The organism is Polynucleobacter sp. AP-RePozz3-80-G7 (assembly GCF_018882145.1).
Taxonomy (GTDB): Bacteria; Pseudomonadota; Gammaproteobacteria; order Burkholderiales; family Burkholderiaceae; genus Polynucleobacter.
Genome location: NZ_JACVPC010000001.1, coordinates 688,434 through 700,974 on the forward strand (window position 1 = coordinate 688,434; position 12,541 = coordinate 700,974).

At 45.8% G+C, this 12,541-nt stretch carries 14 protein-coding genes; 12 read left to right on the forward strand and 2 right to left on the reverse strand.

Annotation, left to right across the window (positions count from 1 at the left end; genetic code table 11):
• Positions 1 to 5: 5 nt before the first annotated feature.
• On the reverse strand, positions 6 to 1,208 hold the full coding sequence (locus ICE90_RS03790; protein WP_216190984.1) for an amino acid aminotransferase: 1,203 nt from the start codon (positions 1,206 to 1,208) through the stop codon (positions 6 to 8).
• Between the two features lie 229 nt (positions 1,209 to 1,437).
• Here ICE90_RS03790 and uvrB point away from each other — a divergent pair, with 229 nt between their 5' ends.
• The 8 genes from uvrB (at position 1,438) to fdx (ending at position 9,092) form a co-directional block, all read left to right on the forward strand.
• Positions 1,438 to 3,531, forward strand: a complete 2,094-nt coding sequence (gene uvrB, locus ICE90_RS03795) for an excinuclease ABC subunit UvrB (RefSeq protein WP_216863822.1) — start codon at positions 1,438 to 1,440, stop codon at positions 3,529 to 3,531.
• A 151-nt stretch (positions 3,532 to 3,682) separates the two neighbouring features.
• Positions 3,683 to 4,252 carry a Fe-S cluster assembly transcription factor gene (locus ICE90_RS03800; protein ID WP_215321639.1) on the forward strand — a complete coding sequence of 190 codons (570 nt, stop codon included), beginning with the start codon at positions 3,683 to 3,685 and terminating at the stop codon, positions 4,250 to 4,252.
• A 28-nt stretch (positions 4,253 to 4,280) separates the two neighbouring features.
• Positions 4,281 to 5,540, forward strand: a complete 1,260-nt coding sequence (locus ICE90_RS03805; protein WP_370624635.1) for an IscS subfamily cysteine desulfurase — start codon at positions 4,281 to 4,283, stop codon at positions 5,538 to 5,540.
• 38 nt (positions 5,541 to 5,578) lie between these two features.
• Complete coding sequence (gene iscU / locus ICE90_RS03810; RefSeq protein ID WP_216190986.1) at positions 5,579 to 5,965, forward strand: Fe-S cluster assembly scaffold IscU; 387 nt, start codon at positions 5,579 to 5,581, stop codon at positions 5,963 to 5,965.
• Positions 5,966 to 5,991: 26 nt separating this feature from the next.
• Positions 5,992 to 6,315: an iron-sulfur cluster assembly protein IscA gene (gene iscA / locus ICE90_RS03815; protein WP_012357505.1), complete on the forward strand. Its 324-nt coding sequence runs from the start codon at positions 5,992 to 5,994 to the stop codon at positions 6,313 to 6,315.
• On the forward strand, positions 6,293 to 6,820 hold the full coding sequence (gene hscB / locus ICE90_RS03820; protein WP_370624636.1) for a Fe-S protein assembly co-chaperone HscB: 528 nt from the start codon (positions 6,293 to 6,295) through the stop codon (positions 6,818 to 6,820). Before iscA ends, hscB begins: the two co-directional genes overlap by 23 nt.
• 28 nt (positions 6,821 to 6,848) lie before the next feature.
• Complete coding sequence (gene hscA / locus ICE90_RS03825) at positions 6,849 to 8,714, forward strand: Fe-S protein assembly chaperone HscA (protein ID WP_216190987.1); 1,866 nt, start codon at positions 6,849 to 6,851, stop codon at positions 8,712 to 8,714.
• 39 nt (positions 8,715 to 8,753) lie between these two features.
• Positions 8,754 to 9,092, forward strand: a complete 339-nt coding sequence (gene fdx, locus ICE90_RS03830) for an ISC system 2Fe-2S type ferredoxin (protein WP_215275308.1) — start codon at positions 8,754 to 8,756, stop codon at positions 9,090 to 9,092.
• A 146-nt stretch (positions 9,093 to 9,238) separates the two neighbouring features.
• On the opposite strand, the gene ICE90_RS03835 is transcribed toward fdx, so the two are convergent.
• Positions 9,239 to 10,132: a LysR family transcriptional regulator gene (locus ICE90_RS03835; protein WP_216190989.1), complete on the reverse strand. Its 894-nt coding sequence runs from the start codon at positions 10,130 to 10,132 to the stop codon at positions 9,239 to 9,241.
• A gap of 82 nt (positions 10,133 to 10,214) precedes the next feature.
• Between ICE90_RS03835 and ICE90_RS03840 the strand changes: the two genes are divergently transcribed.
• The 4 genes from ICE90_RS03840 to ICE90_RS03855 are packed head-to-tail and all read left to right on the forward strand — an operon-like array spanning position 10,215 to position 12,535.
• On the forward strand, positions 10,215 to 10,946 hold the full coding sequence (locus ICE90_RS03840; protein WP_216190990.1) for a succinate dehydrogenase/fumarate reductase iron-sulfur subunit: 732 nt from the start codon (positions 10,215 to 10,217) through the stop codon (positions 10,944 to 10,946).
• Positions 10,943 to 11,293 (forward strand): succinate dehydrogenase, encoded by a 351-nt coding sequence (locus ICE90_RS03845; RefSeq protein WP_216190991.1) that lies wholly within the window; start codon positions 10,943 to 10,945, stop codon positions 11,291 to 11,293. The genes ICE90_RS03840 and ICE90_RS03845 overlap by 4 nt, the downstream gene beginning before the upstream one ends.
• Positions 11,290 to 11,649: a succinate dehydrogenase, cytochrome b556 subunit gene (sdhC, locus tag ICE90_RS03850; protein WP_216190992.1), complete on the forward strand. Its 360-nt coding sequence runs from the start codon at positions 11,290 to 11,292 to the stop codon at positions 11,647 to 11,649. Before ICE90_RS03845 ends, sdhC begins: the two co-directional genes overlap by 4 nt.
• A 10-nt stretch (positions 11,650 to 11,659) precedes the next feature.
• The gene (locus ICE90_RS03855; RefSeq protein WP_216190993.1) at positions 11,660 to 12,535 is read left to right on the forward strand and encodes a fumarate hydratase; all 876 of its coding nucleotides are present in this window, start codon (positions 11,660 to 11,662) and stop codon (positions 12,533 to 12,535) included.
• Positions 12,536 to 12,541 lie beyond the last annotated feature (6 nt).

Below are 12,541 nucleotides of genomic sequence, written 5' to 3' on the forward strand. Positions count from 1 at the left end.
TCCGCTTATTGCGCCAATACGCGGGCGATTGCTTTAGCCACTTTATCAATGTTTTTGGTATTGAGGGCTGCAACACAAATGCGTCCAGTCGAGAGAGCATAAATGCCATCCTCTTTCTGTAAGCGATCAACTTGCTCAGCTGTTAAGCCTGAGTAAGAAAACATGCCACGCTGCTTCTCGATAAAAGCAAAATCTTGCTTTACTCCAGCAGCGGCGAGTTTTTCAACCAGGCCATGACGCATCGCTTTAATGCGGTCACGCATTTCTGCTAACTCATCTTCCCAGAGCTTACGTAATTCTGGTGAATTCAAAACGGCAGCAGCAATAGCAGCGCCGTGAGTTGGAGGATTCGAATAGTTAGTACGAATGACGCGCTTCAATTGTGAAAGTACGCGAGTGGATTCATCTTTGGTTTGGGTCACGATAGACAATGCACCAACACGCTCACCATAGAGTGAGAATGATTTAGAGAAAGAGCTTGATACAAAGAAAGACATGCCTGAGTCAGCAAAGAGACGAACTGCAATACCGTCTTTCTCAATCCCATCAGCAAAGCCTTGGTAGGCCATATCTAAGAAGGGGATGAGGTCTTTGTTTTTGCAGATGTCAATCACTTGGCGCCATTGCGCTTCAGTAATATCTGCGCCGGTTGGGTTGTGGCAGCAAGCGTGCAACAACACGGTCGTGTTCTTTGGGAAGGACTCTAAAGACTTCACCATGCCGTCAAAATCTACACCGCGAGTTTTGCCATCGAAGTAGGTGTACTCGATAACGTCAAAGCCGGCAGATTCAAAAATGCCGCGATGGTTTTCCCAGGTTGGGTTACTAATAGCGCATGGTGCATTGAGGTTCAAGCGCTTAATGAAGTCCGCACCAACACGCAATGCGCCGGTTCCACCAAGACACTCAGCAGTGACAACACGACCATCTTTAATTAGTGCAGAATCGGCGCCAAACAATAAATTTTGCACTGCACTGTTATATGGGTTTGGGCCTTCTATTGGAATGTAGCTACGCGGGGACTGCTTTGCAACAATCGCCTCTTCGGCTTTAATCACCGCCTTAAGAAGTGGCACCTTGCCTTCGTCTGTGTAATAAACGCCAACACCTAAATTCACTTTGTCAGCACGTTGGTCTGCAACGTAGGCTTCTGTGAGGCCAAAAATAGGATCTTTAGGGGCTAGCTGGACTGAGGCAAACAGGGTCATTTGAGGTCGAAAGTAGTGGTTAGAGGGTAATAAGTAGAGGTTTTGTATTTGGTTGACGTTAAATTCAGTTTAATTGTCGGTTTTTGAAGCCAGAATCAACTATTTCCTAAGAAAAACGGCAAAATCATTGTTTGTACAAAATTCGCTGTGAAGATGTCTCACAGATGAAATGATAGCCGAGATGCCCCCTAAGTTGCCCAAAACTAGTTCAAAAGCCGAAGTGAAAGAAATGCCAAAAACCCCTGTGGCAGATCCCTTGGGTGAGGCTGGCCACGACCTCGATCCGGCCAAGTTTGTGACCTTCCCGGACTCACCTTATCAGCTCTATCAGCCATTTCCTCCTGCTGGGGACCAACCCCAGGCTATTGACGCCCTCGTTGAGGGTATTCAGGATGGGTTGACCTTCCAGACGCTTTTAGGGGTTACAGGCTCCGGAAAGACCTTCACGATGGCTAATGTCATCGCTAGAACGGGTCGTCCAGCCATCATTTTTGCCCCCAATAAGACTTTGGCGGCTCAGCTTTATAGCGAATTTAGGGAGTTTTTTCCGAGAAATGCGGTTGAATACTTCGTCAGTTACTACGACTACTACCAGCCAGAGGCCTATGTTCCTCAGCGCGACCTCTTTATCGAAAAAGATTCCTCTATTAACGAGCACATCGAACAGATGCGCTTGTCGGCAACCAAGAGTTTATTAGAGCGTCGAGACGTCATTATTGTTGCGACCGTATCTGCAATTTATGGCATTGGTAATCCTGGCGACTATCACAGCATGGTGATGACATTACGTCCTGGCGACAAGATGAGTCAGCGTGATATTTTGATGCGCCTCATTGCGATGCAATACGATCGTAACGAAACAGATTTCAAGCGCGGTGTGTTTCGAGTGCGTGGCGACACGATTGATATTTTCCCGGCTGAGCATAATGAGTTGGCAGTAAGAGTAGAGTTGTTTGATGATGTTGTGGAGAGTTTGCAATTCTTTGATCCTCTCACTGGCAAGATTCGTCAAAAGATTCCACGCTTTACTGTCTACCCAAGTTCACATTACGTCACGCCTCGTGATACTGTTTTGAAGGCAATCGAAACCATCAAAGCAGAGTTGCGCACGCGCTTAGATGAGTTCGTGAAGGATGGTAAACTGGTCGAGGCACAGCGCCTCGAACAACGCACGCGTTTTGATTTAGAGATGCTTAATGAGTTAGGTTTCTGCAAGGGGATTGAGAACTACTCACGCCACCTCTCAGGAGCTGCCCCCGGCGAGGCCCCGCCGACGCTAGTGGACTATTTGCCCAATGATGCGTTGATGTTCCTGGATGAGAGCCATGTTCTGATTGGGCAGTTGAATGCGATGTACAACGGGGATAAATCTCGTAAACATACTTTGGTGGAATTTGGGTTTCGTTTGCCTTCAGCGATGGATAACCGCCCACTCAAATTTACTGAGTTTGAAACCAAAATGCGTCAAACTGTTTTCGTTTCTGCAACACCGGCGGATTATGAGAAAACACATCAAGGACAGGTTGTCGAGCAAGTAGCTAGACCAACTGGTTTAGTTGATCCAGAAATTGAAGTTTTGCCAGCAAGCACACAAGTTGATGATTTGCTCGATCAAATTCATGCACGCGTCAAAGTACATGAGCGAGTTTTAGTGACTGTGTTGACTAAACGGATGGCGGAGCAATTAACAGACTATCTTTCCGATAACGGTGTGAAGGTGCGTTACGTTCACTCTGATATCGATACGGTTGAGCGTGTAGAAATATTGCGTGACTTACGTTTGGGTGTCTTTGACGTGCTGGTCGGCATTAATTTATTGCGCGAGGGCTTGGACATTCCTGAAGTTTCTCTAGTGGCCATTTTGGATGCCGATAAAGAAGGCTTTTTACGTTCAGAACGCAGCTTGATTCAAACCATTGGCCGCGCTGCTCGTAACGTGCGCGGCAAGGCAATTTTGTATGCTGATCGCATTACCGACTCCATGAAACGCGCAATGGGCGAGACCGAAAGACGGCGAACCAAGCAAATTGCCTTCAATAAGCTGCATGGTATTGAGCCTAAAGGTGTCCAAAAGCGTATTAAAGACATTATTGATGGCGTCTATGACGTTAAAGAGAAGCGTCAGGAGATGCAGGTTGAGCAGGAGCGGGCTCACTACGAAGATATGGGTGAGAAGGACTTGGCAGCCGAAATTAAGCGTCTGGAGAAGCAAATGAACGCTGAAGCCAAGAATTTGGAGTTTGAAAAGGCTGCCAGCACCCGCGATAGGCTAACCAAAGTCAAAGAAATGGCTTTTGGGGCCAGATCTAGGGACTCTGTCTAAAGATTGAGCGGCTAATTCCTGGCTTCCATTGAGGTTTTTTGGGATAATTCCCGAGCAATTTGATGGGGAATATGGTAAAGTTGAGTGGAATGGTCGGGTATTACCCGCCCGACTGTTAGCTGTCCATAACAATCCATTACCAAGGTGACATATGAGACTTACAACCAAAGGTCGTTTTGCAGTAACCGCAATGATTGATTTAGCCCTGCGTGAAACGCATGGCCCCGTAACTTTGGCCGGAATTAGCCAAAGACAAAAGATTTCCCTGTCTTATCTCGAGCAATTGTTCGGCAAATTACGCCGTTTCAATATCGTGGAGAGCACTCGTGGTCCTGGTGGTGGTTACACCTTGGCGCGTCCGTCCTCTGAGGTGAGTGTGGCTGACATTATTGTTGCTGTCGATGAACCTCTCGATGCAACCCAATGTGGTGGCAAAGGTAACTGTCATACCGATGAAGAAAATCATGGTCGCTGTATGACGCATGATCTCTGGAGCAATCTCAATTCCAAAATGGTTGAGTACCTGAGTTCGGTGAGCTTGAAAGACTTGGTTCATCAACAAGAAGGGCGCGGCATTGTGATTCAAGATATGCGTCAAAAGAAAATTAAAGTTGAAAGCTCTAAAGCAGATAAGCCTGCTACAGCACTTGCAGCTAAAAAAGAAGTGGCACCTAAAGCACCATTAGTGAATTCTGTATTCAATTTGGCGCGCCAAAGTTAATAACGTATTACCTACCTATAAATAAATCATGAACGCACCACAAGACCTTCCTAAGCAACCGGTTCCAATGTTTAGCCCTAAGCACTTCCCTGTGTACATGGACTATTCAGCTACAACGCCGATTGATCCGCGTGTGGTTGAAAAAATGCTGCCTTATTTGCGCGAGCAGTTTGGTAACGCCGCATCCCGTAGTCATGCTTATGGCTGGGCTGCAGAAGAGGCGGTTGAGTGGGCGCGTGCAGAGGTTGCTCAATTAGTACACGCTGATTCAAGAGAGATTGTGTTTACAAGCGGTGCTACTGAAAGTATTAATCTTGCATTAAAAGGCGCAGCACATTTTTACAAAGATCGCGGTAATCACATCATCACCGTCAAGACCGAGCACAAAGCGACTTTAGATACTTGTCGTGAACTTGAGCGCGAAGGTTTTGAAGTGACTTATTTAGATGTATTGCCTAATGGTCTGATTGATTTTGCGCAGCTTGAAGCTGCAATGAAGCCAGGCACAATTTTGGCTTCAGTGATGTATGTCAATAATGAAATCGGTGTGGTGCAAGATATTCCTGCAATTGGTGAGTTGTGCCGTTCACGTGGTGTGATTTTTCATGTGGATGCAGCGCAAGCAACTGGCAAAGTGGACATTGATCTAGAAAAGATCAAAGTGGATTTGATGAGCTTTTCTGCTCATAAGACTTATGGCCCTAAAGGTATTGGCGCTTTGTTTGTGCGTCGTAAGCCACGTATTCGTATTGAGGCGCAGATTCATGGCGGTGGCCATGAGCGCGGTATGCGTTCTGGAACCTTGGCGGTTCACCAAATCGTTGGTATGGGCGAAGCCTTCCGTATTGCTCGTGTTGAAATGATCGAAGAGAACAAGCGTATTCGCGGACTGCGTGACCGCTTACTCAATGGCTTGAAAGATATTGAAGAAGTCTACGTCAACGGCGACATGGATGATCGTGTTCCGCATAACCTCAACATTAGCTTTAACTATGTTGAAGGCGAGTCTATGTTGATGGCACTCAAAGATTTGGCGATCTCCTCTGGTTCAGCGTGTACCTCAGCATCGTTAGAACCTTCTTATGTATTGCGTGCCTTGGGTCGCAACGATGAATTGGCACATAGCTCCATACGCTTTACCTTGGGTCGCTTTACGACTGAAGAAGAGGTGGACTTCACTATCAAGTTGGTAAAAGAGAAGATTGCCAAGTTGCGTGAGTTATCTCCGCTCTGGGAAATGTATAAAGATGGAATCGACATCAGCACGATTCAATGGGCTGCACACTAAAAGATATTTAAAGATAAAGAAATTAAAGAGGAAATACCATGGCATATAGCGAAAAGGTCATCGACCATTATGAAAATCCCCGTAATGTTGGCTCATTTGAAAAAGGCGACGACAGCGTAGGTACTGGTATGGTTGGAGCTCCAGCCTGCGGCGACGTAATGAAGTTACAGATTCGCGTGAACGATCAAGGTGTAATTGAAGATGCTAAGTTTAAGACTTATGGATGCGGCTCTGCAATTGCCTCCTCTTCACTAGTAACCGAGTGGGTTAAAGGCAAGACAATAGATCAAGCACTTGAGATCAAGAATTCATTGATCGCAGAAGAGTTGGCTTTACCGCCAGTAAAAATTCACTGCTCTATCTTGGCTGAAGATGCCATTAAAGCGGCGGTAGCTGACTACAAAGAAAAGCACCCAGCGAAATAAAGAGTAAAGAATAAGCAGGCATAACTATGGCAATTACCCTAACTGACAAAGCAGCTGCACACGTAAACCGCAATCTTGAGAAACGCGGCAAGGGTTGTGGCTTACGCTTGGGCGTTCGCACAACAGGTTGCTCTGGCTTGGCATATCAGCTTGAGTATGTGGATGAGCCTGCTGCTGAAGATCAAGTATTTGAGTCTAATGGTATTAAGGTATTTGTGGATCCAAAAAGCTTGGCTTACCTGGATGGAACGGAGCTAGATTTTGTGCGCGAGGGTTTGAATGAAGGATTTAAGTTTCAAAATCCAAACGTAAAAGATGAGTGTGGTTGTGGCGAATCCTTCCGCGTCTGACGATTACTTCCGCTTCTTTGGATTAAATCAGCAGTTCAAAATCGATTTGCCTGCTCTAGATCAGGCATACCTGGCAATTCAGAAAGAAGTTCATCCTGATCGCCATGCGCGTGGTAGTGATGCAGAGCAACGCCTTGCTATGCAGATGGCTACCTTTGCTAATACTGCTGTTCAAACACTAAAGAATCCCATCCAACGTGGCCTCTATATTTGCCAGCTTCATGGCGTTGATGCCAAGCTAGAAACCAATACTGCCATGCCTGCTGCTTTTCTGATGAAGCAAATGGAATGGCGTGAGAATTTAGATGAACAAGCGGAAGACTTGCCTGCACTTGAAGTCTTGATGGCTGAAGTAGAGCAATCAAAACAAGATACGCTTGCAGAAATCGCCCAAGCCATTGATGCCGCCAAAAACTATGTACGTGCCGCGGAGCTACTTCGTGGCTTGCTCTTCATTGATAAGTTTGCGGTTGAGCTTGATGATGCCATCGCAGCCTTAATCTAGTCCCCACTCAAGCTAAACTCTATCTCCTATGGCCTTATTACAAATCTCTGAACCCGGTAAATCACTCGCGCCCCATCAGCGCCGTATTGCTGTGGGCATTGATTTGGGGACCACTAATTCTTTAGTAGCCATTGTGCGTGATGCCTTGCCTAAGGTGTTACCAGATGCGCAGGGGCGCGAGCTACTTCCATCCGTTATTCGTTATTTGCCTAATGGTAGAACTCAAGCTGGCTTTGAAGCGCTTGAGAGCGTGGTCATTGACCCAAAAAACACCATTGTTTCAGTGAAGCGTTTCATGGGTCGCGGCTTGTTGGATGTCGAGAATATTGAAAGCGCCCCATACGACTTTGTTGATCAACCGGGCATGCTTAAACTCAGAACAGTTGCTGGGGATAAGAGTCCAATTGAAGTCTCGGCAGAAATCTTGGCGCGCTTGCGTCAATTAGCGGAAGATTCTGTATCTGATGAGATTGTTGGCGCTGTGATTACAGTCCCTGCTTACTTTGATGATGCACAGCGTCAAGCAACCAAAGATGCTGCTAAGTTAGCTGGCATCGAAGTTCTCCGTTTATTGAATGAGCCGACTGCTGCTGCGATTGCCTATGGATTAGATAATGCCTCTGAAGGCGTCTATGCAGTTTATGACTTAGGTGGCGGAACATTTGATATCTCGATACTGCGCATGAGTCGCGGTGTCTTTGAGGTGCTCTCTACAGGCGGTGATTCTGCTTTAGGTGGTGATGACTTTGACCACCGCTTGTACTGCTGGGTAATTGAGCAGGCCAAGCTTCCCCCTTTATCCATTCATGATCATCGTACGCTGCTACAGGCCTGTAAGCATGCCAAAGAGCTACTAAGCCACAACCCTCTGGCGCGCGTTCACGAGACGCTGGCAGATGGTACGGTAGTTAATGTTGGCGTTAGTCAGGCGCAGCTCTTTGAGATAACCCAAAATCTAGTAACCAAGACTTTGATAGCGTGTAAAAAAGCTTTGCGTGATGCTGGTCTTAAAGCTGAAGATGTTAAAGGTGTAGTAATGGTGGGCGGCTCAACCCGTATGCCAAATGTACAACGCGCTGTTGGCGAACTCTTTGGCACCCAGCCATTGAACAATCTGAACCCCGATCAAGTAGTTGCATTGGGTGCGGCGATGCAAGCTGATTTATTAGCTGGCAATCAAAGCAAAGATGATGAGTGGCTCCTATTGGATGTTATTCCGTTATCGCTTGGTATTGAAACCATGGGCGGTTTGGTAGAAAAAATCATTCCACGCAATACACCTATACCGGTAGCTAGAGCGCAAGACTTCACGACCTTTAAAGATGGACAGACTGCCTTAGCTATTGCGGTGGTGCAGGGCGAGCGCGAACTTGCGCAAGACTGTCGCTCATTAGGTAGGTTTGAATTACGCGGCATACCGGCAATGGCTGCAGGCGCAGCCCGTATCCGGGTCACCTTTCAGGTGGATGCCGATGGTTTATTGTCTGTAAGCGCGGTAGAGCAAGGCTCTGGCGTAAAAGCATCCATTGATATCAAGCCTTCTTATGGCCTAACTGATGCAGAAATTACTCGCATGCTGCAAGACGGTTTTGCATCTGCTAAAGAGGATTTGCTTTCGAGATCATTGCGTGAAGAGCAGGTAAATGCGCAGCGCTTATTAGATGCAGTGCAAACGGCGCTAGCAAGTGATCGCTCTTTACTGAGTTCGGCAGAGCAGAAAGAGGTTGATCAAGAGATGGCAATCCTACAAAAGATCTTAAATGAAGAAACTGATAGCGCTATTGTTCGCAAGGCCGTTGATCATGCCGCCAAGGCGACTGATGACTTCGCACAAAAACGCATGAACGCTAGTATTCAGAAGGCTTTATCTGGCAAGAATGTTGCTGAAATTTAAGTAAATAAAATACAAACCGAATACCAATAGAAAAGAATCATGACTCAAATCGTTGTACTACCGCATAGTGAGTATTGTCCTGAGGGTGCAGTTGTTGAGGTTGCCCCAGGCACTTCGATTTGTGAAGCCTTGTTAGAGAATGACATTCCCATTGAACATGCTTGCGATATGGTGTGCGCTTGCACTACTTGCCATGTGATCGTTAAAGAGGGCTTTAACAGCCTTAATCCTCCCGATGAGAATGAGGAAGACATGCTTGATCGTGCATGGGGGCTAAACCCGCAGTCCCGTTTATCTTGTCAAGCCATTGTTGCTAAACAAGATTTAGTGATTGAAATCCCTAAATATTCAATCAATCACGCCAAAGAAAATCATTAATGCACCAAAATAATGCATTAATGCCTTCAATCATGCATGCCTAGTTCAGAAAGATGTCTGGCGGGACTAATATGAAGTTGTAGTTCATTCTTTAGGTAGTACCTCCAAAAAAATCTTTTAAGCCATCCTTCGGGGTGGCTTTTCTTTTAGGGGTTAAGTTCTCTTGCCGTGCTCAATAAAAATTGCTGTTTAATTAGCTGGGTAACGTTTTGTCGACTGTGCTTCTTACGTTCCAGTAAGCCTACTTTTCTGTAGATTGTTTTTCCTGATAACTCTTTAATCGATAGTTGTCGATCTTTTTCCCAGGCGATATTGGCAAGCTGTGGAACTATTGAATAGCCAAGCCCTTGTCTCACTAGCTCAATAATTGCTTCAACGGAATTAAGTTCCATGCCCTCTTCAATCATTAACTTATTGGCTTTAATGGTTTGATCAACTAGGTGTCCCGTCCAGGTATTTCTTTCAAATCGAATGAAGGGAAGATTAGGCTCTAATTTCACTAAGCTTGCATTGCGTTTTGATGGAGATGCTGGCGCAATCAAGATCATCGGCTCTTTGTAAAGCTCGGTCCATTGGACATTTTGAGGTAGTGCATATGGCGACTCTGTAACAATTGCCGCATCCAGGCTGCCATCTAAGACTTGATCAAGAAAATTACTCGATAAGCCCGCGATTAACTTTACTTCTAGACTAGGGAAGCTTTGTTTTAGTTCATTTAAGGTTTTGCCGAATGCGCCCATCAAAGTGGATACGAGCGCTCCCAAAACAATGGTGCCGCTAAGATCTGATTTTAGGTGGGAGCCAAGGGTCTCATAGCGAGCCACAATTTCTTGGATGGGCTCGATCAAAGATCTGCCGTGCGCATTTAGCGTAAGAGACCGCTTGGTCCGATCAAATAGCTCAAGACCAATTTCTTTTTCTAGTTGTTGTAATTGCTGACCGGCAGCGGCAGCAGTAAGACCAATTTCCCTGGCTGCTGCAGCAACACTCTTATGGCGAGTGATTGAAAGGAAGTTTTTGAGGGTTTTTATGCTAGACATGGGTTTTATTATAAATAAATACTTTATCTCAAAGAAAAATTAATTCGATTTATTTTTTACTATTCGTCAATATAATGGATGTATGTCAAATACTGATCTCAAAGTAAGGGTGTGGCGCGGCTCCCAGGAAGGGGAGTTTGTTGAATACCTTGTGCCTCGCAACCCAAATCAAACGGTTTTGGATGTAGTTACCTATATTCAGAGGAAACTCGATCCCACCCTTAGCTATCGCTTTGCTTGTCGGGTAGGTATGTGTGGCTCCTGCGCTATGACTGTTAATGGTGTAGCTCGCTGGACTTGTCGTACGCACGTCTCTCAAATTCTTGAAGGTGATTCATTAGAGATTGCCCCCTTGAACAACTTACCCGTTATTAAAGACCTCGCAACAGACATGCGAGAGTTTTTTAATAAGTGGAAAGGTGCGGTTGGATTCTTTAAAGGCAATCAAACTCGCCATGATGATTTTGCTAAGGTCGAACCAAATTCTGTAGAGCGTCAGTTAGCTAATGCAGGAATTGAATGTATTGGTTGTGGTGTTTGTTATGCCTCTTGTGAGGTTGTAGAGTCTAGGCCAAATTATCTGGGTCCGGCTGCATTAAATCGCGCCTGGACACTAACGAATGATGTAAGGGATATTCAGCAAGTTGAGCGTATGCGTGCCGTAGCAGGCGATGCTGGCTGCCATGCATGTCATACACAAGGCTCTTGCACAGAACGTTGTCCGAAGGCTATTGAGCCGACAGCAAGCATTGCCGGCCTGAAAAAGTTGGTGGCAAAGGCTGCTGTCCGCGGAAGTAGATGGGGCAAGTTATGAGTACGGGCATCCTGCAGGCAAAGCTTTGGTATGCACAAAGAATTAGTGCTATGGTGCTTGGACTTTGTGTAGCGATTCACTTACTGATCATTTTTTACGCCATTAGAGGTGGCTTAAGTGCTCAAGAGATATTAGGCCGCACTCAAGGCAACGTCCTATTTGCCATTTTTTATGAAGTGTTTGTTATTGCCTGTTTTGTACATGCGCCAATCGGCGTTGCGAATATTTTGCAGGAGACTTATCCTAACAGTGGGTTAGCTAGGCCCGTATCTTGGATTCTGGCTTTGCTAATTTTGGTTCTTGGTACTCTAGCAGTCATTGGGGTATTTACAGGGGGTCAGTCATGAACTCCAGGCCCAAATTGGATTACCGTGCTAAAAGTCACTTGTCTTATTTCGCATATGTATGCCATCGCTTTTCTGGTCTGTTATTGGCATGCTTTATTCCACTACACTTTTTAATGCTCTCCCAATCCTTGCGAGGTGCACAGGGCTTTGAAAAATCCTTAGCTTTAACGGATTTCTGGGTATTTAAGTTTGGAGAGTGGGTTCTTGTGATTTTGCTAGCCGTTCATTTGGCTGGTGGAATACGTCTTCTGATGATTGAGTTTGGCCCTTGGAAGGGTTTACGCAAGGGTTGGATACAGCTCTCTATCTTGTTCGCTATTGCTTGTGGACTTTTATTTTTATATTTTGCTAATTGATTAGGCTGATATGCAATTACAAATGAATTTAGTGGAAGAGGCTTGTAAAGAGCTCTACATTCGCGCTCTGAAGGTTTTGCCTGATGATATTAAGGCCGGCATTAATAGATTGGATAAGACTGAGACAGATTCGCGCGCTCAAGTGGTCTTGAAGACCATGATTACCAATATCACTGTAGCCGAGCGCGAAGACAATCTTCTTTGCCAAGATACGGGTCTACCGATTTATAACGTGAAGATTGGTGCCAATGTGCAATTTGATGGCATGGCATTAAAGGCGGCTATTCGCAAGGGTTGTGAGCGTGCCACTAAAGAGTATCCACTGAGATCCTCGGTGGTACATCCGATTACTCGTAAAAATAATCACACCTCTTGTGGAATTGATATGCCGGCCATTCATATTGATTTTTTTGATGAAGCAGAATCAGTCGAAATTGAAATGGTGCCAAAGGGAAGTGGCTCGGAGAATAATTCCTTTTTAAAAATGGCGATCCCTGCAGATGGCATTAAGGGAGTTAAAGCATTTGTGATAGAGAGTGTCGTCTCTGCTGGGGGTAAGACTTGCCCGCCAACGATTGTGGGTATTGGCATTGGCGGCACATCAGATCAATGCGTTGCTATGGCAAAACGAGCGGCAACCCGTGAGTTAGGTAGTGTTTGCAGTGATGAAGAGGGTGCCAAGCTGGAGAAAGAGCTTAGTGCTGCTGTTAACCAACTTGGAATTGGTCCACAAGGGCTCGGCGGCGATGGAACTGCGTTTGCAGTGCAAGTTGAGCTAGCTCATACTCACATTACTTTGAATCCTGTTGCAGTCAATATGCAATGTCACTCAGCTCGTAGAGCACGCGCAACTTTTACGCCTGCTGGCGTAACCTACGGATTCTAGGAAGAC